Raw genomic sequence first — 24,381 nt, 5'->3', positions numbered from 1 at the left:
ACTTATTCCTTACCGGCGTGAGTTATCAGCCAGCAGTTGTGAATCTGACGGTTACGGGCGAAGTCCTGCGACTGCGTTTTGGCGGTGATTTCCTGCGCGTGCAGGTTCAGACCAGCCAGGCCTTCGAAGTCCATTTTGAAGCCGCGCTTGTTATTAGAGAACATAATGGTGCCGTTTTTACGCAGCAGCTTTTTCAGATCCTGCATCAGCTGCAGATGATCGCGCTGCACGTCAAAGCTCTCTTCCATTCTTTTGGAATTGGAGAAGGTCGGCGGATCGATAAAGATCAGGTCGAACTGCTCATCCGCGTCGCGCAGCCAGCTCAGGCAGTCGGCCTGCATCAGACGATGCTGGCGGCCGGTCAGGCCGTTCAGGCGCAGGTTGCGCTCTGCCCACTCCAGATAGGTACGCGACATATCCACGGTGGTAGTGCTTTTCGCGCCGCCTAATCCAGCGTGCACGCTGGCGCTGCCGGTATAGGCGAACAGATTCAGGAAATCTTTGCCTTTGCTCATCTGGCCCAGCATTTTGCGTGCGATGCGGTGATCCAGGAACAGGCCGGTATCCAGATAGTCGGTCAGGTTAACCCACAGTTTCGCGTTAAATTCGGAAACTTCAAAGAAGTCGCCTTTTTCGCCCAGTTTCTGATACTGGCTTTTGCCCTTCTGACGCTCGCGGGTTTTCAGCACCAGACGATTAGCAGGCAGCTCCAGTACGCTGAGCGTGGCGGCGATCACATCAAACAGGCGCTGCCGTGCTTTAGCTGGTTCAATGGTTTTCGGCGGCGCATATTCCTGCACCACGACCCACTCGCCATAGCGATCGACGGCTACGTTGTAATCCGGCAGATCGGCGTCATAAACGCGATAGCATTCAATCCCTTCCTGATGCGCCCATTTTTCCAGCTTCTTGAGATTTTTGCGCAGGCGGTTGGCGTAATCTTCCGCAATCTGACCAACAGCGGTGGTATTGACCGCCAGCTGATAGTTTTTCTGCACGCAGTCCAGCGGGCCGTTTTTGGCCTTGAACTGACGCTCGGCACGCAGTTGCAGGCAGCTTAACAGCTCTGGCGAGGCGCTAAACAGCGACAGGCTCCAGCCGCCAAAATGCTGTTTCATAATACGGCCCAGCTGGCTGTGCAGTGCAATCAGCGCGGGTTCACTCTCCAGACGCTCACCGTATGGCGGGTTGCTCAGCACGGTGCCAACCGGCCCTTCCGGTAGCGGATTAGTTAGCTTCAGCACGTCCTGAGCAGTAAAGCTAATCAGCTCTGCCAGGCCTGCGCGACGGGCGTTAACGCGTGCGCGTTCAATCACACGGCTATCGTTATCATAACCGTAAAAGCGCGAGGTCGTTTCCTGAAGCCCGCGACGAGCGCGCACTTTAGCTTCGCTGGTCACTTCGCGCCATACAGCCTCGTCAAATTTTTTCCAGCCGGTGAAGCCCCAGTGGGTGCGATGCAGGCCCGGCGCGCGATCGCTGGCGATCATCGCCGCTTCAATCAGTAGCGTACCCGATCCGCACATTGGATCCACCATTGGCGTTCCTGCCTGCCAGCCGGAACGCAGTACAATAGCGGCCGCCAGAGTTTCTTTCAGCGGTGCCATACCGGTCTGCTGGCGATAGCCGCGCTGATGCAGGCCTTCGCCGCTCAGATCCAGCGCAATGCTGGCCTTGTCTTTATTCAGCCAGACGTTAACACGGATATCCGGCTGCTCGCGATCCACATCCGGACGCGGCAGATTTTTGCGGGTAAAGCTGTCTACGATAGCGTCTTTGACTTTTAGCGCGCCGTACTGGCTGTTACGGATCACGTCATTCAGGCCGCTGAAATGCACGGCAAAAGTTTTATCGCTGCCGAACATCGTTGGCCAGTCAATGGCCTGCACGCCCAGGTAGAGATCCAGGTCGCTATAAACGCCGCATTCGGTCAGCGGCAGCAGGATGCGGGAAGCCAGGCGGCTCCACATCAGGCTTTGATACATCAGACGATCGTCGCCCTCAAAATGTACGCCGCCCTGGACAACCTGGCAGGCCTGTGCCCCCAGCGCTTCCAGCTCACTTTTTAACAGCTCTTCGAGCCCACGCGCCGTACTGGCAAACAGAGAATTCATAACATCACTTATCATCTGGAAAATTGCTGCGCATTATAGCTAATCCGCGTCGCATGTCATAAAGTTAGCGTCTTTTCGTCAGCCGCTCCCGGCTCTTTTTTGCGCTGACGCCCTCTTTTTTACCGGAGAGCTTTATGATCGGCCTGTCTCGTTTGTTTATTCATCCTGTTAAATCAATGCGCGGCACGCAGGTTTCTCATGCCCAGGCGCTGGCAAGCGGACTGGCTTTCGATCGCATTTTTATGCTGACCGAAACGGACGGCACCTTTATTAGCGCCCGCCAGCATCCTGAAATGGTGCTCTTTACGCCCGCGCTGCTGCCGGACGGGCTGCTACTGGCCGCGCCGGACGGCAGCAGCGCCACTATTCGCTTTGCGGATTTCGCTGCCGAACCCGCGCCAGTGGAAGTTTGGGGCAACCATTTTACCGCGCTGATTGCACCCGTAGAGATTAATACATGGCTAAGTGGTTTTTTCCCTCGTCCCGTGCAGCTGCGCTGGGTCGGCCCGGAAATGACGCGCCGCGTTAAGCGCTTTGCTCAGGTGCCGCTGGGCTTTGCCGATGGCTATCCCTATCTGCTGATCAATGAAGCCTCGCTGCACGATTTGCGTCGGCGCTGTCCGGCAGGCGTAAAGCTGGAGCAGTTTCGTCCCAATTTGGTTATAACCGGCGCCGCTGCCTGGGCAGAGGATAGCTGGTCGACGGTACGCATTGGCGGCATCGTTTTTGACGTGCCTAAACCCTGTAGCCGCTGCATCTTTACCACCGTCAGCCCCGAGCGCGGCCGCAAGCATCCAACCGGCGAACCGCTGCATACGCTGCAAAAATTTCGCACCGCGACGGACGGCAGCGGCGATGTCGATTTTGGCCTGAATCTGGTCGCGCGCAGCAGCGGTATTGTTCGGGTTGGCGACGAGCTGGAAGTGATAGCCAATAAATCGCCGCGCGTTTATGGCGCAGGAGAAGTAGCAGAGCCGCTGGAAGACGTGGTCTCCGCGCAGGAAAGCCTGGCGATTAGCTGGCAGGGCGAGCGTTTTAACGGTAACAATCAGCAGGTTTTGCTGGATCAGCTGGAGATGCAGGGCCACCGCATCCCCTACTCCTGCCGCGCCGGCGTTTGCGGCAGCTGCCGCGTCCGGCTGGCTGCCGGTCAGGTTCGCCCGCTGAAAAAAGGCGCCCTGCGTGAAGACGGCACGCTGTTAAGCTGCAGCTGCGTACCTGAAAGCGATGTGGTGCTGACGGCGCTTTAGACGGCGCGGGCGAAGGCGAAAATATGCTGGCTGATAGCGGGCAGCAGGCGATCGTGCATCACCTTGATGGCATCGCCCAGCTGCATGGCCTTACCGCCCAGCTGCAGTTCAGGCTGCGCCAGCAGACAGAGCGCGGCGTTTTCGCCCGACTCTACCACCAGCAGCGTGGCTTCTTCGCCCGTTTCGCTCAGGCGCACCGCTACCAGATCGCCATCCTGCGGCGTGCAGTGGCGTGGATGGGCGGAAAAGTGCCAGCTTTTCGGCATTTGCGGCTTGAGGAAACGCAAGGCGACCAGCGCGTTAAGCACCAGTTCGGCGCGCTGCTGCTCGTTCAGGTCACATGTCAGGCATTTTTCTGCAAAGGTGGAGAACAGCGCGGCGTCGTCAACGGAGAATTTGGCAGTGGTAAAAGCATCCGGCGTCAGCATTTTACGAGGGAAGCGTGAACAAAACAGCGCGCCCTCCGCCATAGCTAACATCATGCGTTCCTGTTCGTCATCGAAGAACCAGCGCCAGCTGTCGTCAGGTTTAATCTTCATGAAATATCCTGTAATGATCGTCAGGTCGGCTATTATTTCAACAGGCCATGGTTATACGCCCGGCTGAAAATAGTCTGAATAACAGATAAACAGGAGAAAATATAAACGAGCCAGAGGTGAAAATAAACCCCCTGGCGCCGTAAAGCCTGCATTTAATCAAATATAACTGACTATTTCTTTTATCAGCGGCGGCCCTTTATAGATAAATCCGGAATATATCTGCACCAGCGAGGCACCCGCTGCCATTTTCTCTTTTGCCGCTACCAGTGAATCTATGCCGCCTACACCGATAATCGGCAGCTTTCCCTGTAGCTCCTGCGCCAGCCGCCGAACTATCTCTGTACTGCGTAACTGCACCGGCCTGCCGCTCAGGCCGCCCGCCTCTTCGCTGTGTTTCAGACCGCTAACCAGCGAGCGATCGAGCGTGGTATTGGTGGCGATAACGCCGTCAATATTGTGCCGTACCAGGCTGTCGGCAATTTGTACCAGCTCTTCCTCAGACAAATCTGGCGCTATTTTGACCGCTACCGGGACATATTTTTGGTGACGCTGTTCCAGTTCCTGCTGTTTTTGTTTAATCGCCAGCAGCAGATCGTCTAATGCTTCACCATATTGCAGCGTACGCAAGCCCGGCGTATTCGGAGATGAGATATTGATCGCAATATAACCGGCAAAGGGATAGACCTTATCCATACAGATTAAATAATCGTCTTTACCTGCTTCTACCGGCGTATCCTTATTTTTTCCAATGTTAATGCCAAGGATGCCGTCAAAGCGGGCCTGTCTGACGTTATTGACCAGGTTATCCACCCCAAGGTTATTAAAGCCCATGCGGTTGATGATGCCCTCTGCCTCGCGCACGCGGAACATGCGCGGTTTGTCGTTGCCCGCCTGAGGACGCGGTGTGACGGTGCCCACTTCTATAAAGCCAAATCCCATCGCGCCGAAAGCATCAATGCATTCGCCGTTTTTATCCAGTCCGGCCGCCAAGCCCAGCGGGTTTTTAAATACCAGCCCCATACAGTTCACAGGTTTGAAAGGTAGATTCTGGCGAACGAGATGAAGAAGCGGCGTGCCGGTGATACGGTGCAGCTGCTGAAGAGTCAGTTCGTGGGCACGTTCAGCGTCGAGCTGAAAAAGCGCGTTACGGACCAGGTTATACATGATCGCTCCTGAGTAGCCCGCAATAAGGGGCCGGATAAAGACTAACGGTTGCCAGGCAACCTGGAAAACTGCGCGGCCGACACGTTTTTGCCACCTTTATTATGTTGTTGGGGAGCAAGAGCAACGGCGGCCTTCAACTGGCGCAGCGACGCTGCAGGCGCGGGTGAAAATGGTAAAGTCCTTTGCCAGGAAAGTAAAACGTTTGCGTTGTGTTATCTCTCTCTTTTTACGCGCTTTCCGGCCAGCTGCTTTTTGCTTATCCGAAAAGTAACTTAAATATGCCGGATAAATCATTTAAGCCCTCTGCCGCTCTCTGTCAGGATAGTTCCATAAATTTGGAAATGATTTTAATCAATAACTTTTGGTTATAAGGAGAGAAGATGCGCGTTATCACTTTGGCAGGCAGTCCTCGCTATCCTTCACGGTCAACGGCGCTGTTAACGCTGTGCCAGCAGGCGCTTGAACAGCGAGGCGCTGAAGTTATTCCCTGGAACCTGCATAACTTCCATCCTGAAGATTTGCTGTACGCCCGCTTTGATTCGCCTGCGCTGCTGGCTTTAAAAGAGGATTTGGAAAATGCCGACGGGCTGATTGTTGCCACGCCGGTTTATAAAGCCTCTTTTTCCGGCGCGCTGAAAACGCTGCTCGACCTGCTGCCGGAGCGTGCGCTGGAACATAAAGTCGTGCTGCCGCTGGCCACCGGCGGCACTATCGCTCATATGCTGGCGGTCGATTACGCGCTGAAACCTGTGCTCAATGCGCTAAAAGCGCAGGAAGTGCTGCACGGCGTCTTTGCCGACGATAGCCAGATTAGCCATTACGATCGCCAGCCGGAACTTTCGCCTCTTCTTGCCGAGCGCATTGCGGAATCCATTGACACTTTCTGGCATGCGCTGACTCGTCGTCATCAACTGCTGGCCGCTGCAGTATAAGGAAGAGCTAATGAGCCTGTTTTTACGTTTTGTCTCAGCGCTGGCTTTTAGCGCGCTGCTTTCCGGCGGCGCGCTGGCGGATGAAAGCGCGCCTAAAACTTTCCGTATTGGCTATCAAAAGGGATCGGTGAGTATGGCGCTGGCCCGCTCGCACCAGTTGCTGGAGAAACGCTTCCCCCATACGCAGATTAAGTGGATTGAGTTTCCGGCAGGCCCGCAGATGCTGGAGGCGCTAAATGTTAACAGCATCGACCTGGGCAGCACCGGCGATATTCCGCCAATCTTCGCTCAGGCGGCCGGGGCCGATCTGCTGTATGTCGGTTCGGAACCGCCGAAACCGCAATCCGAAGTGATTCTGGTGGCTAAAAACAGCCCGATCCAAAGCGTCGCCGATCTGAAAGGTCATAAAGTAGCCTTCCAGAAAGGCTCCAGCTCGCACAATCTGCTGCTGCGCGCCTTAACTAAAGCGGGTCTGACATTCAATGATATCAAGCCCGCTTATCTGACGCCTGCCGACGCGCGCGCTGCGTTTCAGCAGGGCGATGTCGATGCCTGGGCGATTTGGGATCCCTACTATTCCGCCGCTTTGCTGCAGGGCGGCGTTCGGGTGCTCGCGGACGGCAACGGGCTTAATCTGACCGGTTCGTTTTATCTGGCGACCCGTCCCTTTGCCGAAGCCAACGGCGCTTTTGTCACTCAGGTGCTGGAGACATTTAGCGAGGCCGATAAGCTGACCCGCAGCGATCGTGAGCAGAGCATAGCGCTGCTATCGCAAACTATCGGTCTGCCGAAGCCGGTGATCGCCAGCTACCTGGATCACCGTCCCCCAACCATTATCGGGCCGGTCAGCGAAAAAACCGTCCAGGCCCAGCAGCATACTGCCGACCTTTTCTACGCCAATCATTTAATGCCGGTTAAAGTCGATATCGCCAGCCGTATCTGGCACGACGCCGCCGCTAAACAAGGAGTATCACAATGAGCCTTTCTGTGTTCTGGTTTCTGCCTACTCATGGCGACGGTCACTATTTAGGGACAGCGGAAGGTGCTCGTCCGGTGGATCACGGTTATCTGCAGCAGATTGCCCAGGCTGCCGATCGGATGGGTTTCGGCGGCGTGCTGATCCCAACCGGCCGCTCATGTGAGGATGCATGGCTGGTTGCCGCCTCGCTGATCCCTGTTACTCAACGCCTGCGCTTTTTGGTGGCGCTGCGTCCCGGCGTGATTTCGCCTACCCAGGCGGCTCGCCAGGCCGCCACCTTGGATCGCCTGTCAAATGGTCGCGCGCTGTTTAACCTTGTAACCGGCGGCGACGCGGAAGAATTAGCGGGCGACGGCGTTTTTCTGGATCACCGCGAGCGCTACGTTGAGTCGGCGGAATTTACCCGCGTCTGGCGCCGCGTGCTGGAAGGTGAAACGGTGGATTATGAAGGCAAGCATGTGCATGTGCGCGGCGCCCGCCTGATGTTTAAACCCGTGCAGCAGCCTCGTCCACCTTTATGGTTCGGCGGTTCTTCTGAACCGGCTCAGGATCTGGCAGCGGAACAGGTTGACGTTTATCTGACCTGGGGCGAGCCGCCAGCGCAGGTTAAAGAAAAAATCGAGCAGGTACGCGCGAAAGCGGCGGCCCAGGGCAGAACGGTTAAGTTCGGCATCCGTCTGCACGTAATCGTGCGGGAAACCAACGAGGAGGCCTGGAAAGCGGCCGACCGCCTGATTTCCCATCTGGATGACGCCACTATCGCTAAAGCGCAGGCTGCGCTGGCGAAAACAGACTCTGTTGGCCAGCATCGCATGGCTGCTTTACACGGTGGCCGCCGCGACAAGCTGGAGATAAGTCCAAATCTGTGGGCAGGCGTTGGCCTGGTGCGTGGCGGAGCCGGAACGGCGCTGGTAGGCGATGGCCCAACCGTAGCGGCAAGAATGCGCGAGTATGAAGAGCTGGGTATCGAAACCTTTATCCTCTCCGGCTATCCGCATCTGGAAGAGGCTTACCGCGTTGGCGAATTACTGTTCCCACATCTGGATTTAAAGGTGCCGGAAGTGCCGCAGCCCAACAAAATTGTCGCGCATGGCGAAGCCGTTGCGCATGACTTCGCCCCGCAAAAAGTTTCACAGAGCTGAGGTGACTATGAGTAAACCGCTTAACCGTATCGGCAACCAGCTGTTGCCCTGGGTTCTCCCTGTGGTGCTGGTAGTGGTCTGGCAAATCGCCTCGCAGACCGGCTGGCTTTCTACGCGCATCCTGCCCGCGCCGGAAGCTATTGTAGTTACTTTTTGGAAACTCTCTGCCAGCGGCGAGCTATGGCAGCATCTGGCGATCAGTAGCTGGCGCGCCGCCGTAGGTTTTGGCATCGGTGGATCGATCGGGCTGATTTTAGGGCTGATCACCGGGATGTCGCGCATTGGCGAACGCCTGCTGGATACCTCGGTGCAAATGCTGCGTAACGTGCCGCATCTGGCGCTGATCCCGCTGGTGATTTTATGGTTCGGCATCGATGAGTCCGCCAAAATATTCCTGGTGGCGCTGGGAACGCTTTTCCCAATTTATCTGAATACCTATCACGGCATCCGCAATATCGACCGCGGCCTGGTGGAGATGGCGCGCAGCTATGGCCTTTCCGGCTGGAGCCTGTTTATTCAGGTGGTGCTGCCGGGCGCGCTGCCTTCTATCATGGTCGGCGTGCGCTTTGCGCTGGGCCTGATGTGGCTGACGCTGATTGTCGCGGAGACAATTTCCGCTAACTCCGGTATCGGCTATCTGGCGATGAATGCCCGCGAATTTTTACAAACCGATATTGTGGTTGTCGCCATTATTCTTTACGCCTTGCTCGGTAAACTGGCTGACGTCAGCGCGCTGTTACTGGAACGCGTCTGGCTGCGCTGGCATCCGGCTTATCAACTGAAAGAGGAAAACGCATGAGCGAGTTAACATCTTCTCCAGCGCGTCTCAACGCCGGTACGCCTCTGATCGTCAACGGCGTCAGCAAGCAGTATCACGGCCGTACCGTACTGAATAATATCGATCTGCATATTCCTTCCGGTCAGTTTGTCGCGGTAGTTGGACGCAGCGGCTGTGGCAAGAGTACCCTGCTCCGCCTGCTGGCCGGACTGGAAAAAAGCACTTCGGGCGAACTGCTCGCTGGCAGCGCGCCGCTGAGCGAGGCCAAAGATGATACCCGCCTGATGTTTCAGGATGCGCGCCTGTTACCCTGGAAAAGCATTATTGATAACGTTGGACTTGGACTGAAAGGCCGCGCCTGGAAAAGCGCGGCGCTGGAAGCGCTGGAAGCCGTTGGTCTGGCAGAGCGTGCCAACGAGTGGCCTGCGGCGTTGTCTGGCGGACAAAAACAGCGTGTTGCTCTGGCTCGCGCCCTGATCCATCGTCCCGGCTTGCTGCTGCTGGATGAACCGCTTGGCGCACTGGATGCCTTAACGCGCATTGAGATGCAGGATTTGATTGAGTCACTGTGGCAGAAACATCATTTTACCGTGCTGCTGGTGACGCACGACGTCAGCGAGGCCGTGGCAATGGCCGACAGGGTACTGCTGATAGAAGAAGGCAATATCGGTCTGGATTTAACGGTCGATCTGCCACGCCCGCGTCGTAAAGGTTCCGTACGGCTGGCGGAGCTGGAAGCCGAAGTGCTGGATCGGGTGATGAAGCGTTCGCCGGTGGAAGAGGAAAAACGCTACGCGCAGCGCTGAAAAAATCCCCGGCTGCGAATTTCTCCACGGCCGGGGACAATTACGCTGATACGGGCAGGTTGAACCTGCTCACAAATTTATCTACTTTCCCGCCTGCCAGGCGGCATTAACGATAGCCGCTACCTGAGCCGTTGCCGCAATATTTTCCTGAGTAGCACCCAATCCCCATGCCTGTTGCGCCAGCGCTTTGACCATTTGCTCATCAAGCCCATAGCCATTTTCCAGCGCGACATACATATAGTTGATTACGTGCTCCAGCATTTTGCTACCTGCTGGCGTATTCCAGTCAAGCTTCGCGCTTTTAACCTGGCTTAAAACGCTGGCGTAGCTGCCCCATTCGCGATACATCTCGTCGCCAGTGACATTTAGATCGGGCAAGGAAGAACTATTGTCATTTTTTGCAGGCGGATTGTCGTCCTCCGATGGAGTAACAATTTCGTCTTCATCTGCCGTTGGCGTAACAGCTTCTTCCTCATCCGCTGGCAGCGTGACGGCTTCTTCTTTGTCCGCCGGTGGCGTGACGGCTTCTTCCTCATCCATCGGTGGCGTAACGATTTCTTCTTCGTCCGCCGGTGGCGTAACAGCTTCTTCCTCATCCGCCGGTGGCGTAACGATTTCTTCTTCATCCGCCGGTGGCGTAACGATTTCTTCTTCATCCGCCGGTGGCGTAACGATTTCTTCTTCGTCCGCCGGTGGCGTGACGGCTTCTTCCTCATCCATCGGTGGCGTAACGGCTTCTTCCTCATCCATCGGTGGCGTAACGGTTTCTTCATTTGCTGGCGGCGTTATTTTTGCTTGTTGCCAGTGCATTTTCACCAGGCTGGCAATGCTGGCCATTGCCGCATTCCCCTCTTCCGTCCAGCTGGCCCCCATAGCTAATCGGGCAAGCGCGTTAACCATCTGGTCGTCAATTTCGTAGCCGCTTTCCAGCGCCACATACAGGTAATTGACCACATTGCGCAAGGCTTCTTCACCAGGTCGCCATCCAATCTGGTTGACGCCCATAGCGGCTTTGATTTCTTTTAACGCATCCAGCGCCGGGCCGGAAGCCCATTCATTACCCGTTACCTCCAGGTTTGGCAGGAGATATTCGCCAGATTCTTCTTGCTGCGGTAAGGAATCATCAATACTTTCAATTTCTCTGCCTGCAACAGTAATAGTGCCTTCGCTATTGTCTGTTTTTTCAACCGCCAGCTGTATATCGCCATAGGCATTGATTGCTCCCTGCTGATTATCCAGTATCTCTGCAGTAATATTTATCCTGTTTGCCGAAAGCGAGCCAAACTGATTGCTTATTTCCTTACCCTTGAGATGAATTCCCTCATTAGCACGGACACAGGCGTTGCTGGTGGTCAGCATCTTTTCGGCTTCTACAAAAATACTCTCTGCCTGAGTAAAGCTGCCGCTGAGGTCTACACGTTCCCCCTTTAATTGCAGAGTGCCATTTGCACTATTGGTGCCTTTAGCTATGAGACTCCCGGATGTAGTGATTTTCAGGTTGCCGCTACCCCATTCCCCCGCACTGATAACGCTTTCGGTTTTGCTGTCCAGCGTGGCGGCCTCAATGATGATGTCGCCGTTCGCAGTAAGAGCACCGGCATTAACGATATTTTTTGCCGTTAAAGCCAGTTTGCGATCGCCATACAGGCTTCCTGTATTGGTTATATCATCTTGTGACGCAACGATTAACGCCTGGCCCGCATTAATATTTCCGTTATTAAAAACGGTGCCGCTGCTATTAATGGTGATATCACCGAAACCAGAAATATTGCCGTCATTATTAGTTAAATTACCTACGGACAGATCGACAAGCTGTTGCCCCGCTATCAGGCCTTCATCGTTTAAAAGCGAATCACTGGTAAGCAGCAGCGCATTCTCCGCATATAGAGTTCCGCCCTGATTGCTCAGGTAGCCCGAATTTATAGTCAGGTCACCGGAACTGTTAATGCTGCCTTGATTGTTATGCACGCTTGCGGCATCGATCGCTATGTTGTTAGCGAAAATTTGCCCTTGCGAATGTGTGAAGCTTTTCGCGGCAATCAGGATTCTGTCACCTGAGAGGTTTCCGTCCTGAGCAGCAATGTGGTTCCCTTGCAGTTTCAGCTGCTGTCCTGCCATCAGCTCAGTACCCTCAAGGTTTAGGTCTGCACTGGCTTTTAAATCGATGTTGTTCGCCTGGATTTGGCTGGCACCCAGATCGATATTTTCTGCTTCTGCCAGCCAGTCGCCGCTTGCCTGCACTCTGCCCGCGGCGCTAATTTTATCCGAGGTGTTAAGCTTGATGTCGCCATGCTCTGACCAGTTTCCGGCCTGGAGAGCGCTGGCCTGTCCGCCTGAGTAGCTGGCAGCGGCGATAGTTATATTTTTACCGGCGGTAAGCGCATGCTCATTAGAAACTTGACTTTTGGCGCTGATATTTATGTTTTCGCCTGCGTTAATATCACCACTATTATTTAAGCTGTTCGCCGTCAGCCCGAGCGATTTCTGGCTCTGCACCATTCCAGTATTATTTACGCTATTTGCGGCGAAAATTTCTGTATCGCCGCCGGATAAAATAGCGGCCTGCTGCTCGTTAATTACATTATTTCCGATCAGCGTGACTCCATTACTGCTGTCGATAACGCCGGAATTTGTGATGCTGCCATCAGCATTCAGGGTAACCGATCCTGCCTGGGTGTAAATTATCCCGGCATTGTTAACGCCTACCCCTTTTTCTGTACCTACCAGGGTAATTTTACCAGCATACATGCCGCCCATGCTGGAGACATCCAGCGCCAGTTCCGGGCGAGCGTCAGTTTTATCCTCCAGCGCGGTAATCTGCTCGTTCGCTGCATCAACATGATTTCGCCCGGTGGTGATTTTTAATTCATCAGCATGCAGAGCCGAGTTAACTTTTACTGCTCGCGCGATAATATCCGTGTAGCTGGCCGAAGAGTTCATTCCGACGCCCTGTACGACAATCTCTCCGCCTTCCACTTTGTAGCCGGTAAGTGCGCCGTTTTCCAGCTGCGCCTGGCCGGTAGAGAGCGTGGCACGACTGGTATTGATAAAACCGCAGCCGTCGCAGCTAATACCGGAAGGATTGGTGATAATTACCTGTGCCTGCTGGCCTGCCACCTCAATCATCCCGTTAAGCTGGCTGGGATTCGCGGAATTAACTTCATTAAGAATAATCTTTGCCGCTCCCTGCACCAGCGCCTGGTTGCCTGCAATCTCGCCAGCCAACTGGGTCATTGCGCCATGCTGCGAGTTGTTAAGAACCGCGCCATTACGATCGACATCAAACTGGCTATAGCTATTGCGCGATACGCCAGCAGCGCTCGGAGCATGGATATCGATCTGGGTAGCCATGCCGGGATTAGCAATGATGGTTGGCTGCTGTCCGGCCGGCGCGCCGCCGTCAGCAGCAATATTTGCCTGCGCGGGCTGAACCGCGCCTAAAGCCAGCATAATACCGAAACTAACTGCATTCAGTTTGCAAAATGCCTGACCGCTGGCCGCTTTTCCGGCTACAGCGGAGCCGCTGCGATGAGCACGGGCAAATTCGGCCACGGCGACCAGCATGCTGCGCGTTTTGCAGTAGACCAGTCTGTAAAAATTTTTATTCATCGATTAATAACTCCAGTTAAGATTAAAGCCCAGCGTTACACGGCTGGTCTGAAAGCCATCCGGCTTAGAAAAGGGCATGCCGGCAAACAGGTCATAGCTGCCTTTAAAGGCGTTTCCACGAATACCCACCTGGCCGCCTGTCAGCGCGTTGCCGCTCAAATATTCGCTGCCCGGCCCGCTCACGCCGCCGCTATCGATAGCAAGATAAAGTTCCTGGCTGGGCAAAGGCGTTTTCCAGGCCATATCGTTGCGCCAGAACCAGCCCCGGCTGGCCATCAGGGTGCGTTCACCATCGAATCCTCGTACCGTCCAGCGGTTACCGATGGAAAACTGCTCAGGCGAAGTCAGCGGCGTAGCGGTGAATTGTTGGAAGAACCGCGTGTTGTAGCGAAAGGTCTGCCGGGCAAGCTGAAAAGGCAGATTGAGCTGTAGGTTAAGAGTGACGATTTTACTGAGCGCAGTTGCATCCCCGCTTCTTTCTTCCGGAGAAGGAACGGCGCCGAACCAGCGGGTGCCCTGCTGATAGCTAAGGCCGGCGTCCATCGTGGCCTGATTAACATAGTGACGATGCTGCAATCCCAGCCGCCATGCGGCCGTATGGCGAGCCTGCGACGTCAGCGCTACGTCTTCAATCGCATTGCCTGACTGACGCGCCAGCAGGTCGTAACTGAAGCTGGTCTTATGGCTGCGTCCACGATAAATAACCCGGCTGGCGTTCATAGTGATATTTTTAACCCAGCCGCTGTAGCGGAAATCTATATAAGAAGCGGAAACTTTCTGCTGATAGCGATAATCGTAAGCGGTTGTGCCAAACATCCAGTAGCCGAAAGGTATGGAATAATGCGCCGTTATATTTTTACTGCTCTTATCGCCGCCGTGTAGATCGGTGCTGGCGGAAATATAGAATAAATCACTTAGCGAGAAAGGATTATTAATGGAAAGCGCGCCGCTGCCCTGATAGTGGCCAGTGCTTTTCGCACCCGCATCATCCAGCGAAAAATTTATCCGCCAGGGCTTGTCCTGCCGCCAGGTTACTTCAATATCGCTCTCTCCCGGTTTTACGCCGGGGATAATTTTCATTGCGGCTTGCGTACCTGACAGGCGTTGAAGATTTTCCAGGCCCTGTTCAATATCGCGCAAATTAAGCGAATCTTCACTGCGGGAAGGAAAAGTCGTATATAGCTGTATATAACGATCGCTGTTTTCAGCCAGTTTTACCTGACCAATTTTACCTTCAACGAGTTTGATCCTTAGGGTTCCGCTTGTCAGGTTCTGCGGCGGCGCCATTACCCGCGCAGTAATATAGCCCTGCTCGACCAGCCGGTTTTGCATTGCACTCATTAGCAGGTTAATACCCTGCCCGCCCAGACATTGATTTTCAGCCTGTCGGATTAAAGTATGAAAGGTTATGCCTGCAGGCAGCCAGACTTCATCTTCCAACTGAATATTATTTATAAAAAAGCATTTTTTTTCCGATGGAAAAGCCAGCCTGTCTCCTCTGGAAAGATCGGAAAACAAGTGCACAGCTTTCGCTGCCGGATTTAACAACGATTCAAGCGCCTGCTGTTTTTGCTGCTGAGAAACTACCGGCGCGGGTTCAAAAACAGAGGAAGGTTTAGCTTTACTGGCTGATGGGAAAAAGAAAGAAACCAAAAGAAAGACAACATAACCCTGTTTGCGTAAATTCATACACAACATCAAAAGTCCTTTGTAGTAATAATTGAATATATTTAAAAGTTAATTTTAATTTCAAAAATTATACAAAGACGGAAAGAAATTTCAGCACTATCAGCTTAAGAAAGTCAAAGTTAATAGAGATTTCTTCTTAAGCCCCACCGACAGCATCGAGCTTAAGATAAATCAAGAAAAAAGATAACCCCCCCCACAAACAAAAAATCCATTCTAAAAAAATCCTTATAAAATCTAAATATACAAATAAAAAAAGGGGCATTACTGCCCCCGTTATTTAATTTAATCCTTCAGTGCTTTAGCGATCTTTTCATAAAGATCGCCGGAAAGATTATCCAGTGCTTTTAACTGTTCCAGCGCGCTGCGCATTAATGCCTGACGTTCTTCGTCGTAGCGTTTAAAGCGAATTAGCGGCTCAATCATGCGAGAAGCAACCTGAGGATTGCGCGTGTTTAAATCAGTCAGGATTTCTACCAGAAACTGGTAACCGCTGCCGTTGGCTGCATGGAAAGCAGAAGGATTAGCCGAGGCGAAAGCACCAATCAGCGAGCGAATACGGTTAGGATTGCTCAGCGTAAACGAGCGATGGCTAAGCAGTGTGCGAATACGGCTTAACACGTCTGGCGCTGGACTGGTTGCCTGCAAAGCAAACCATTTGTCCATGACCAGGCCATCTTTATGCCAGCGTTCATCAAACTCCGTAAGCAATGCCGCGCGACATGGCAACTGGGCAGCAACGGAAGCCGCCATCGCTGCCAGCGAATCAGTCATATTATTGGCCTGACGGAACTGAGCCGTCACCAGCTTATCGGCGAGTTCTACCTCGCCAAATGCCAGATAATGAAGACAGACATTTTTCAGCGCACGCTTGCCGATATCCGCGTGGTCAATACGATACTCATCGACCCGATGTGTGTTGTATACCGCCAGCCATTCGTCGGCCAGTTCGGCCGCCAGCGTGCTTGTCAACGCACGGCGGACTTCCGCGATAGCCACGGGATCGATAGTCTCAAACAGCTCGGCGATCTCGTTCTCGCCTGGCAGCGTCAGGATTAGCGCCATCAGCGCCGGATCGCTGTTTTCCTCCAGCAACACGGCACGGAACGCATCCGCCACATGCAGAGGCAGCGAAAGCGGCTGACCTTGCTGGAAGCGGGCGACGTTTAGTTTGATATGGGTCGCCAGCAGGCTTTGTGCAGCGTCCCAGCGGGAAAAATCGTTGCGGGCATGACGCATCAGGAAAGTGAGCTGCGCATCGCTCCAGTTATAATCCAGCTTCACCGGCGCAGAGAACTCACGCAGCAACGAGGGGATCGGCTGATGGTAAACCTTGTCGAAGACAAAGCTCTGAAACTCTTCCGTAACGTTCAGCACATGATGAACCGGATGACCATTATGCTGCAAAGGAATGACGTTGCCCTCATCGTCATAGAGTTCGATATCCAGTGGAATATGCAGCGGTAGCTTATGTTGCTGATCGGCTGTCGGCGGTGTCATCTGGGTAACGTGCAGCGTATATTGTTCCAGTTCAGCATTATAATCGTCGCGCACGGAGAGTACCGGCGTGCCGGACTGGCTGTACCAGCGGCGGAACTGAGAAAGGTCGACGTTAGAAGCATCTTCCATCGCCTGCACAAAATCGTCGCAGGTCGCGGCGCTGCCGTCGTGACGCTCGAAATAGAGCTGCATACCTTTCTGGAAATTCGCTTCGCCCAGCAGCGTATGCATCATGCGGATCACCTCTGAGCCTTTCTCATAAACGGTCAGGGTGTAGAAGTTGTTCATCTCAATGACCTGCTCAGGTCGGATTGGATGGGCCATCGGGCTGGCGTCTTCTGCAAACTGCGCACCGCGCATAACGCGGACGTTGTCGATACGATTAACGGGGCGTGAGCCAAGATCGGAACTGAACTCCTGATCGCGGAATACCGTTAGCCCCTCTTTCAGGCTAAGCTGGAACCAGTCGCGGCAGGTAACGCGGTTGCCTGTCCAGTTATGGAAATATTCATGACCGATAACGGCTTCAATCCCCAGGTAATCCTTATCGGTGGCCGTTTCCGCTTTTGCCAGCACATATTTAGAGTTAAAGACGTTGAGGCCTTTGTTTTCCATGGCGCCCATATTGAAAAAGTCTACGGCGACGATCATAAAAATATCGAGATCGTATTCCAGGCCAAATCGCTCTTCATCCCACTTCATGCTGTTTTTCAGCGAGGTCATGGCCCAGTCGGCGCGATCCAGGTTGCCGCGATCGACAAAGATCTCCAGTGCGACATCGCGGCCGGAGCGGGTTCTGAAACTGTCGCGCAGTACGTCGAAATCGCCTGCCACCAGCGCAAACAGGTAGCAAGGTTTCGGAAAAGGATCTTCCCATTTTACCCAGTGGCGACCGTTTTCTGTTTCGCCGCCGTCTATACGGTTGCCATTTGACAACAAATAAGGATAAAGCTCTTTGTCAGCAATGATTTTGGTTGTAAAACGCGCCAGCACATCCGGTCGATCCAGATACCAGGTAATATGACGGAAACCCTCGGCTTCACACTGGGTGCAAAGCGCTTCACCGGATTTATAAAGCCCTTCCAGTGCGCTGTTTTTATCCGGATGGATGGTATTGACGATTTTTAACGTGAAGGTATCCGGTAGCTGATAAATAATCAGCGCGCCCTCTTCAAGCGCGTAATCCGACCAGGGCTGACCATCGATTTCCAACGCGATTAGCGTCAGATCTTCTCCATCCAGACGCAGCGACGCATCTGCCTGGCCCAAACGTTTGACCCGGCTGACCGCCGTTACGCGGGTTGTCGCGGCATCCAGGTCAAACGTCAGATCGATATCGGTAATAGTGTAATCCGGCGCACGATAATCATGGCGATTTTTGGCTTGGGGCAGTTGCGTCATAAATCCTTCTCAAGTCGGTAATTAGTTAACTTTCCAAGTCTATTCCGCTTACCGCAATGTTGCCATGTTGAATCGTGCCGGGCAGCGCGAACCGCCGCTAAAAGATACATTCTCTTAACAAGCGCACGGATTGCCCTCGACCTGCCCGGGTGAATTATGCTGTGATCGGGTTCAATAAATGAGTATTCAAGTTATACTCCTGCGTCATTGCCATTTTTAAACCAGGGATAACGCTCTTCGCCAGAGGATGCTGAAACGCACCATGACACGACATGCTTCCCCGATACTGACCACACTGCTGGATACGGACGCCTATAAGCTGCATATGCAGCAGGCGGTATTTCATCGCTATCAGAACGTCTCCGTGGTGGCCGAGTTTCGCTGCCGTGGCGACGACCTGCTCGGCATCTATGCTGAGGAAATCTCCCACCAGGTAGAAATGATGCAATCGCTGGCGCTCAGCGATGCCGAAGGACGCTATCTTGCCGACCTGCCCTTTTTCAGCGCGGATTATTTACAGTGGCTGAAACAGTTCCGCTACGATCCCTCTCAGGTACGCATACGCAATCATCAGGGCAAGCTGGATATCCGTATCGCCGGGCCGTGGCTTGAGGTGATTATGTGGGAAGTGCCGCTGCTGGCGCTGATTAGCGAAGTAGTCCACCGTCATCGTTCGCCGCAGGTTTCGCCAGCGATGGCCGTCGAACGTTTGCAGCATAAACTGCAAGACTTCGGCGGACTCACGGCGGATCTGGATATGTCGCGCTTCAAGCTGATGGATTTCGGTACGCGCCGTCGTTTCTCACGCGATGTACAGCTGGCTATTGTCAGCACGCTTAAAGCAGATTTCCCATGGCTGGTCGGCTCCAGCAACTATGACGTCGCCCGTCAGCTTCAGCTAGCCCCGGTCGGCACTCAGGCTCATGAATGGTTCCAGGCGCATCAGCAGATCAGCCCTGTGCTGGCTAACAGCCAGCGCGCGGCACTACAGGCCTGGCTGGAAGAGTATCCAAACCGTCTGGGCATCGCGCTGACAGACTGCATTACTATGGATGCTTTTCTGCGCGACTTCGGTCTGAATTTTGCCAGCAGCTATCAGGGGTTGCGCCACGATTCCGGCGATCCTGTTGAATGGGGCGAAAAAGCCATCGCGCATTATGAAAAGCTGGGCATCGATCCCAAAGAAAAAACGCTGGTTTTCTCAGACAATCTCGATTTGCCGAAAGCGGTGGATCTTTACCGTCATTTCGGTCAGCGCGTAGAGGTTATTTTCGGCATAGGCACGCGTTTGACCTGCGATATTCCACAGGTTAAACCGTTAAATATCGTGATTAAACTGGTGGAGTGCAACGGTAAACCGGTCGCTAAACTCTCTGACAGTCCGGGCAAAACTATCTGCCAGGATAAAGCTTTTGTGCGCGCGCTGCGCAAGGCTTTCGATCTGCCGCTGGTGAAGAAAGCCAGTTAGGTTAACCCGCAGAGAGAGGCGCTGCCTGCTCCTCTCTCTGTGCTGGCTGACTTCAGCCAATAAATCTCCCGCCTCACGACGAATTCTTCTTGTTTCTCGTTTTCTGACAAGTAACATAGCATTACCCCGGTTTCGGGCAATTTTAATTCTGATGAAAAGAGAGACTTATATGAGCGTTGTGCCTGTAGCGGATGTACTGCAAGGCCGGATCGCGGTTGACAGCGAAGTCACCGTTCGCGGCTGGGTACGTACCCGAAGAGATTCAAAAGCCGGTATTTCCTTTATCGCCGTTTATGACGGTTCCTGCTTTAATCCTGTTCAGGCTGTCGTTAATAATTCTCTGAATAATTATCAGGAAGAAGTGCTGCGCCTGACCACAGGTTGCTCTGTAGCTATTACTGGCAAAGTCGTCGAGTCGCCGGGCGAAGGCCAGAGCTTTGAGATTCAGGCAAACGCGGTAGAAGTCGTGGGCTGGGTAGACGATCCTGATACTTATCCAATGGCGGCCAAACGTCACAGCATTGAGTATTTGCGTGAGGTGGCCCACCTGCGCCCGCGTACCAACCTGATTGGTGCCGTAGCGCGCGTTCGCCACACGCTGGCGCAGGCGCTGCACCGTTTCTTCGATGAGCAGGGCTTTTTCTGGGTTTCCACGCCGCTGATTACCGCTTCCGATACGGAAGGCGCCGGCGAAATGTTCCGCGTTTCCACGCTGGATATGGAAAACCTGCCGCGCACGCCGGAAGGCAAAGTTAACTATGATGAAGACTTCTTCGGCAAAGAGGCTTTTCTGACCGTTTCCGGTCAGCTCAACGGCGAAACCTACGCCAGCGCCATTTCCAAAATCTACACTTTTGGTCCGACCTTCCGTGCGGAAAACTCCAACACCAGCCGCCATTTGGCAGAGTTCTGGATGCTGGAGCCGGAAGTGGCTTTCGCCGATCTGGAAGATAACGCCGCGCTGGCGGAAGCGATGCTGAAGTACGTCTTTAAAGCCGTACTGGCAGAGCGTGCCGATGATATGGCCTTCTTCGCGGAACGCGTAGACAAAGAAGCTATTACCCGCCTGGAGCAATTTGTTACCACCGATTTTGCGCAGGTTGATTACACCGACGCGATCGAAATTCTTAAAGCCTGCGGCGAAAAATTCGAAAACGCCGTTTCCTGGGGCATCGACCTCTCTTCTGAGCACGAACGCTATCTGGCAGAGAAACACTTCAAAGCCCCTGTGGTAGTAAAAAACTATCCAAAAGATATCAAGGCGTTTTACATGCGCCTGAACGATGACGGCAAGACGGTAGCGGCAATGGACGTGTTGGCACCGGGCATCGGCGAAATCATCGGCGGTTCGCAGCGTGAAGAACGTCTGGACGTGCTGGATGCTCGCCTGGCGGAGATGGGTCTGAACAAAGAAGATTACTGGTGGTATCGCGATCTGCGTCGCTACGGCACCGTGCCTCATTCCGGCTTTGGCTTAGGCTTTGAACGTTTAATCGCTTATGTCACTGGCGTGCAAAATGTCAGGGACGTTATCGCTTTCCCAAGGACGCCACGCAACGCCAGCTTCTGATTTCTGCATTAAATATAAGAAATTCATATATATATCTAAGGCCAGCCTCGCTGGCCTTTTTTTATTTTTGTAAATTTAGAGATAGTTCACAAAGTTCCGCTTTATTTACATCCTGAAACACAAATTTTCTTCCTGCAACAAGAATAGGATATTAGTAGCATTTTCGGGGTAGATTAACCGCACCGCCAATGGAAAGATGCGTGCAGACACAGGAAGACACCAAACTCTCTTCGTAGTTCTGTAAAGAATTATTGACGGCAGTGGCAGGTGTCCAGATAACTCCAATGAGGGTAATAAATAATGATGAAGCGCAATATTCTGGCACTGGTTATCCCAGCCCTGTTAGCCGCTGGTGCAGCCAATGCAGCAGAAATCTATAACAAAGACGGCAACAAGCTGGACCTCTATGGGAAAGTTGATGGTCTGCACTATTTCTCCGATGACGATGGCAACGATGGCGATCAGAGCTATGTGCGTTTTGGTTTCAAAGGTGAAACCCAGATCAACGATCAGCTGACCGGTTACGGCCAGTGGGAATACAACATCCAGGCAAACAACTCTGAAAACGGTTCCGACTCGCAGAACGGCAATAAAACCCGTCTGGGCTTTGCCGGTCTGAAATTCGCTGAGTACGGCTCTCTGGACTATGGCCGTAACTACGGCGTGGTCTACGACGCCATCGGCTGGACCGATATGCTGCCAGAATTCGGTGGCTATTCTGGTTCTTCTGACACCTTCCTGGCTGGCCGTGCTACTGGCGTAGCTACCTACCGTAACACCAACTTCTTTGGTTTGGTCGACGGTTGGAACTTTGCCGTACAGTATCAGGGCAAAAACGAGCGTTCTGACGACCCACGTCGTGCAAACGGCGACGGCTGGGGCGTATCTACCTCCTACACCTCACCAATTGGTGTGGCTATCGTAGGTGCCTATGCTTCTAACGATCGTACCGAAGCGCAAAATCAGACTACCTATGGTCGCGGCGATAAAACTCAGCAGTGGGCTACCGCGCTGAAATACGACGCGAACAACGTCTACCTGGCAGCTTCTTACGGTGAGACCCGTAACGCGACCTGGTTCACTAACGACAATAACGGCGGCACAGGTTTTGCCAACAAAGCTCAAAACATCGATATCGTAGCGCAGTACCAGTTCGATTTCGGCCTGCGTCCATCTATCGCCTACGAGCAGTCTAAACTGAAAGACATCGAAGGCGTTGGCGATGCTGACCTGTACAAATATGTTGATGTGGGCGCAACCTACTACTTCAACAAAAACATGTCTACCTATGTCGACTACCAGATCAACCTGCTGGATAACGACAATGCGCTGGGCCTGAACACTGACGATATCGTAGCGGTAGGCCTGGTTTACCAGTTCTAATCCAAACGATAATTTGTCTGAACGGGGCCGCTGGCCCCGTTTTTTATTGCTGAACATTCGCTATTTCCCCCTGAAAATATCTTCCTTCTTTAACTATCCGCTGGCAGCACAGTAATGGGCTGCTGTTTCTCTATGTAACCGCCCTTTCCCGTTTCAAAAAAACTCGAGCCATGCCGCAACCCTCTAAAACTTCTGGCTAACGCATTGCCGGCTATGGCTAAAAGTGGAAAAATCAAACGCGACTCAACAAAGGAGTATCTATATGGATATGTACAATCCTTTTACGCTGACGCTGTCGGAGCATGGCGATCGCACAGAAGCGTCAGATAAGATTACGGAAAGACGCTTTACCAGAGTAGAAACGCATATTGCCTGGCTCAGGCGCGACGTTAACGACATCAGAGGTGAGCTAAAGGATATACGGAGTGAAATAAAAGATGTGCGTGATGAGATAAAAGATGTCCGTGGTGAGATAAGAGATGTTCGTGCCGAGATAACAGATGTGCGTAGCGAGATAAAAGATGTGCGTGGCGAGATAAAAGATGTCCGCAAAGATATGCGCGCTGATTTTCGCCTTATGTTTAGCGCGCTGATTGGCCTGGCGCTGGGCCTGGCCGGTATCATGGCTAAAGGCTTTCACTGGCTGTAATAGCTTGTGATAAGCCAGGCTATCCGGCAGCTTGCTCCGCCTCACCTGGATTACGCCCCTGGCCAATACCTTTTCTCTGCCAAACTTTCACGGCTTTGCACGCAAACGGTTGGCAATTTTTGCAGAGTGGCGGTACCCTGAATCCTCACTTCGTTTCAGTTTATAACGGACTTTCACTATGTTTGAACGCATTGCAGCTGCACCCGCCGATCCTATTCTTGGCTTAGCCGATCTTTTTCGTGCGGACGATCGTCCGGACAAAATCAATCTTGGCATTGGCGTTTATAAAGACGAAACCGGCAAGACGCCGGTACTGACCAGCGTAAAAAAAGCCGAGCAGTATCTGCTGGAAAACGAAACCACCAAAAATTACCTCAGCATTGACGGCCTGGCCGATTTCGGCAAATGCACGCAGGAACTGCTGTTTGGCAAGGATAACGCGATTCTACGCGATCGGCGCGCGCGCACGGCGCAAACACCAGGCGGCACTGGCGCGCTGCGCGTGGCCGCAGATTTTATCGCTTCACAGACCAGCGCAAAACGTGTCTGGGTAAGCAACCCAAGCTGGCCTAACCATAAAAACGTCTTTCAGTCCGCCGGCCTGGAAGTTTGCGAATATCAATATTACGACGCAAACAATCATGCACTCGATTTTGACGGCATGCTGAACGCGCTGGGTGAAGCGCAGGCGGGCGATATCGTGCTGTTCCACGGCTGCTGCCATAACCCAACCGGCATCGATCCTACGGCGGCGCAGTGGCGGGAACTGGCGGAAATGTCGCTGGCGAAAGGTTGGCTGCCGCTGTTCGACTTCGCCTATCAGGGCTTTGCCCGTGGTCTGGAAGAGGATGCAGAAGGCCTGCGTATTTTTGCCGCCGCTCATCAGGAACTGATTGTCGCCAGCTCCTATTCCAAAAATTTTGGCCTCTACAATGAGCGTGTAGGTGCCTTTACCCTGGTTGCCAGCGCGGCGGACGTCGCCGATACCGCATTCAGCCAGGTAAAAGCAACCATTCGCGCCAACTACTCAAACCCGCCTGCGCATGGTGCCGCCGTCGTCGCCACTATTTTAAGCAACGATTCGCTGCGTACATTGTGGGAGCAGGAGCTGACCGATATGCGCCAGCGTATCCACCGTATGCGCCAGCTGTTTGTGAATACCCTGCAGGAGAAAGGCGCCAGGGGCGACTTCAGCTTTATTATCAATCAGAACGGCATGTTTTCTTTCAGCGGTCTGACTAAAGAGCAGGTTATCAGGCTGCGCGAAGAGTTTGGCGTCTATGCGGTAAACTCCGGTCGCGTTAACGTGGCGGGAATGACGCCGGACAATATGGCGCCGCTGTGCGAAGCAATCGCCGCCGTGCTGTAAAAGCTGGGGTTGCTGTAATAAAAAAGCCTGCTTAACGCAGGC

At 53.4% G+C, this 24,381-nt stretch carries 17 protein-coding genes; 11 read left to right on the top strand and 6 right to left on the bottom strand.

Features of this window, described 5'->3' with window-relative positions; translation table 11 throughout:
- Positions 1 to 2: 2 nt before the first annotated feature.
- The gene (gene rlmKL / locus ACETPC_RS11520) at positions 3 to 2,114 is read right to left on the bottom strand and encodes a bifunctional 23S rRNA (guanine(2069)-N(7))-methyltransferase RlmK/23S rRNA (guanine(2445)-N(2))-methyltransferase RlmL (protein WP_380181749.1); all 2,112 of its coding nucleotides are present in this window, start codon (positions 2,112 to 2,114) and stop codon (positions 3 to 5) included.
- Positions 2,115 to 2,248: 134 nt separating this feature from the next.
- Between rlmKL and ACETPC_RS11515 the strand changes: the two genes are divergently transcribed.
- Positions 2,249 to 3,364 carry a YcbX family protein gene (locus tag ACETPC_RS11515; RefSeq protein WP_380181484.1) on the top strand — a complete coding sequence of 372 codons (1,116 nt, stop codon included), beginning with the start codon at positions 2,249 to 2,251 and terminating at the stop codon, positions 3,362 to 3,364.
- Here the strand turns inward: ACETPC_RS11515 and ACETPC_RS11510 are convergent.
- Both ACETPC_RS11510 and pyrD read right to left on the bottom strand, forming a co-directional pair.
- Entirely contained in the window at positions 3,361 to 3,903 is a 543-nt protein-coding gene (locus tag ACETPC_RS11510; RefSeq protein ID WP_380181482.1) for a cell division protein ZapC, read from the bottom strand. The two genes, ACETPC_RS11515 and ACETPC_RS11510, sit on opposite strands and share 4 nt — an antisense overlap.
- A gap of 156 nt (positions 3,904 to 4,059) precedes the next feature.
- Positions 4,060 to 5,070, bottom strand: a complete 1,011-nt coding sequence (gene pyrD / locus ACETPC_RS11505) for a quinone-dependent dihydroorotate dehydrogenase (protein WP_380181745.1) — start codon at positions 5,068 to 5,070, stop codon at positions 4,060 to 4,062.
- 377 nt (positions 5,071 to 5,447) lie between these two features.
- Between pyrD and ssuE the strand changes: the two genes are divergently transcribed.
- From ssuE to ssuB, 5 genes are read left to right on the top strand one after another with little or no spacing between them, the layout of a single operon-like run.
- On the top strand, positions 5,448 to 5,999 hold the full coding sequence (gene ssuE, locus ACETPC_RS11500; protein ID WP_380181480.1) for an NADPH-dependent FMN reductase: 552 nt from the start codon (positions 5,448 to 5,450) through the stop codon (positions 5,997 to 5,999).
- Between the two features lie 10 nt (positions 6,000 to 6,009).
- Entirely contained in the window at positions 6,010 to 6,978 is a 969-nt protein-coding gene (locus ACETPC_RS11495; RefSeq protein ID WP_380181478.1) for a sulfonate ABC transporter substrate-binding protein, read from the top strand.
- Positions 6,975 to 8,120 carry an FMNH2-dependent alkanesulfonate monooxygenase gene (gene ssuD / locus ACETPC_RS11490; RefSeq protein WP_380181476.1) on the top strand — a complete coding sequence of 382 codons (1,146 nt, stop codon included), beginning with the start codon at positions 6,975 to 6,977 and terminating at the stop codon, positions 8,118 to 8,120. Before ACETPC_RS11495 ends, ssuD begins: the two co-directional genes overlap by 4 nt.
- A 7-nt stretch (positions 8,121 to 8,127) precedes the next feature.
- Positions 8,128 to 8,919: an aliphatic sulfonate ABC transporter permease SsuC gene (gene ssuC / locus ACETPC_RS11485; RefSeq protein ID WP_380181474.1), complete on the top strand. Its 792-nt coding sequence runs from the start codon at positions 8,128 to 8,130 to the stop codon at positions 8,917 to 8,919.
- Positions 8,916 to 9,704 (top strand): aliphatic sulfonates ABC transporter ATP-binding protein, encoded by a 789-nt coding sequence (gene ssuB, locus ACETPC_RS11480; RefSeq protein WP_380181472.1) that lies wholly within the window; start codon positions 8,916 to 8,918, stop codon positions 9,702 to 9,704. The genes ssuC and ssuB overlap by 4 nt, the downstream gene beginning before the upstream one ends.
- An 81-nt stretch (positions 9,705 to 9,785) precedes the next feature.
- Here ssuB and ACETPC_RS11475 read toward each other — a convergent pair whose 3' ends face one another.
- From ACETPC_RS11475 to pepN, 3 genes are all read right to left on the bottom strand, one after another.
- Positions 9,786 to 13,313, bottom strand: a complete 3,528-nt coding sequence (locus tag ACETPC_RS11475) for a filamentous hemagglutinin N-terminal domain-containing protein (protein WP_380181470.1) — start codon at positions 13,311 to 13,313, stop codon at positions 9,786 to 9,788.
- A 3-nt stretch (positions 13,314 to 13,316) separates the two neighbouring features.
- Complete coding sequence (locus ACETPC_RS11470) at positions 13,317 to 15,002, bottom strand: ShlB/FhaC/HecB family hemolysin secretion/activation protein (RefSeq protein WP_380181468.1); 1,686 nt, start codon at positions 15,000 to 15,002, stop codon at positions 13,317 to 13,319.
- Between the two features lie 282 nt (positions 15,003 to 15,284).
- Entirely contained in the window at positions 15,285 to 17,900 is a 2,616-nt protein-coding gene (gene pepN / locus ACETPC_RS11465; protein ID WP_380181466.1) for an aminopeptidase N, read from the bottom strand.
- A 262-nt stretch (positions 17,901 to 18,162) separates the two neighbouring features.
- Between pepN and pncB the strand changes: the two genes are divergently transcribed.
- The 5 genes from pncB to ACETPC_RS11440 all read left to right on the top strand — a co-directional run bounded on the left by pncB (position 18,163) and on the right by ACETPC_RS11440 (position 24,339).
- Positions 18,163 to 19,368 (top strand): nicotinate phosphoribosyltransferase, encoded by a 1,206-nt coding sequence (pncB, locus tag ACETPC_RS11460; protein ID WP_380181464.1) that lies wholly within the window; start codon positions 18,163 to 18,165, stop codon positions 19,366 to 19,368.
- A gap of 169 nt (positions 19,369 to 19,537) precedes the next feature.
- On the top strand, positions 19,538 to 20,938 hold the full coding sequence (gene asnS / locus ACETPC_RS11455) for an asparagine--tRNA ligase (RefSeq protein ID WP_380181462.1): 1,401 nt from the start codon (positions 19,538 to 19,540) through the stop codon (positions 20,936 to 20,938).
- A gap of 300 nt (positions 20,939 to 21,238) precedes the next feature.
- Complete coding sequence (gene ompF / locus ACETPC_RS11450; RefSeq protein ID WP_380181460.1) at positions 21,239 to 22,321, top strand: porin OmpF; 1,083 nt, start codon at positions 21,239 to 21,241, stop codon at positions 22,319 to 22,321.
- 262 nt (positions 22,322 to 22,583) lie between these two features.
- Entirely contained in the window at positions 22,584 to 22,970 is a 387-nt protein-coding gene (locus ACETPC_RS11445) for a coiled-coil domain-containing protein (protein WP_380181458.1), read from the top strand.
- Positions 22,971 to 23,148: 178 nt separating this feature from the next.
- Positions 23,149 to 24,339: an amino acid aminotransferase gene (locus tag ACETPC_RS11440; RefSeq protein WP_380181456.1), complete on the top strand. Its 1,191-nt coding sequence runs from the start codon at positions 23,149 to 23,151 to the stop codon at positions 24,337 to 24,339.
- Positions 24,340 to 24,381 lie beyond the last annotated feature (42 nt).

Source organism: Pantoea sp. sgz302252 (assembly GCF_042610525.1).
In the GTDB taxonomy this organism is placed as follows: domain Bacteria; phylum Pseudomonadota; class Gammaproteobacteria; order Enterobacterales; family Enterobacteriaceae; genus Erwinia.
Note: the sequence above shows the minus strand (reverse complement) of the source record. Positions and strands in the feature narration are given on the sequence as shown.

Bases quoted from the DNA above. Each gene is read 5' to 3' on its own strand.
- rlmKL (WP_380181749.1), bottom strand. From the start codon at position 2,114: ATGAATTCTCTGTTTGCCAGTACGGCGCGTGGGCTCGAAGAGCTGTTA.
- ACETPC_RS11515 (WP_380181484.1), top strand. From the start codon at position 2,249: ATGATCGGCCTGTCTCGTTTGTTTATTCATCCTGTTAAATCAATGCGC.
- ACETPC_RS11510 (WP_380181482.1), bottom strand. From the start codon at position 3,903: ATGAAGATTAAACCTGACGACAGCTGGCGCTGGTTCTTCGATGACGAA.
- ssuE (WP_380181480.1), top strand. From the start codon at position 5,448: ATGCGCGTTATCACTTTGGCAGGCAGTCCTCGCTATCCTTCACGGTCA.
- ACETPC_RS11495 (WP_380181478.1), top strand. From the start codon at position 6,010: ATGAGCCTGTTTTTACGTTTTGTCTCAGCGCTGGCTTTTAGCGCGCTG.
- ssuD (WP_380181476.1), top strand. From the start codon at position 6,975: ATGAGCCTTTCTGTGTTCTGGTTTCTGCCTACTCATGGCGACGGTCAC.
- ssuC (WP_380181474.1), top strand. From the start codon at position 8,128: ATGAGTAAACCGCTTAACCGTATCGGCAACCAGCTGTTGCCCTGGGTT.
- ssuB (WP_380181472.1), top strand. From the start codon at position 8,916: ATGAGCGAGTTAACATCTTCTCCAGCGCGTCTCAACGCCGGTACGCCT.
- ACETPC_RS11475 (WP_380181470.1), bottom strand. From the start codon at position 13,313: ATGAATAAAAATTTTTACAGACTGGTCTACTGCAAAACGCGCAGCATG.
- ACETPC_RS11470 (WP_380181468.1), bottom strand. From the start codon at position 15,002: ATGAATTTACGCAAACAGGGTTATGTTGTCTTTCTTTTGGTTTCTTTC.
- pepN (WP_380181466.1), bottom strand. From the start codon at position 17,900: ATGACGCAACTGCCCCAAGCCAAAAATCGCCATGATTATCGTGCGCCG.
- pncB (WP_380181464.1), top strand. From the start codon at position 18,163: ATGACACGACATGCTTCCCCGATACTGACCACACTGCTGGATACGGAC.
- asnS (WP_380181462.1), top strand. From the start codon at position 19,538: ATGAGCGTTGTGCCTGTAGCGGATGTACTGCAAGGCCGGATCGCGGTT.
- ompF (WP_380181460.1), top strand. From the start codon at position 21,239: ATGATGAAGCGCAATATTCTGGCACTGGTTATCCCAGCCCTGTTAGCC.
- ACETPC_RS11445 (WP_380181458.1), top strand. From the start codon at position 22,584: ATGGATATGTACAATCCTTTTACGCTGACGCTGTCGGAGCATGGCGAT.
- ACETPC_RS11440 (WP_380181456.1), top strand. From the start codon at position 23,149: ATGTTTGAACGCATTGCAGCTGCACCCGCCGATCCTATTCTTGGCTTA.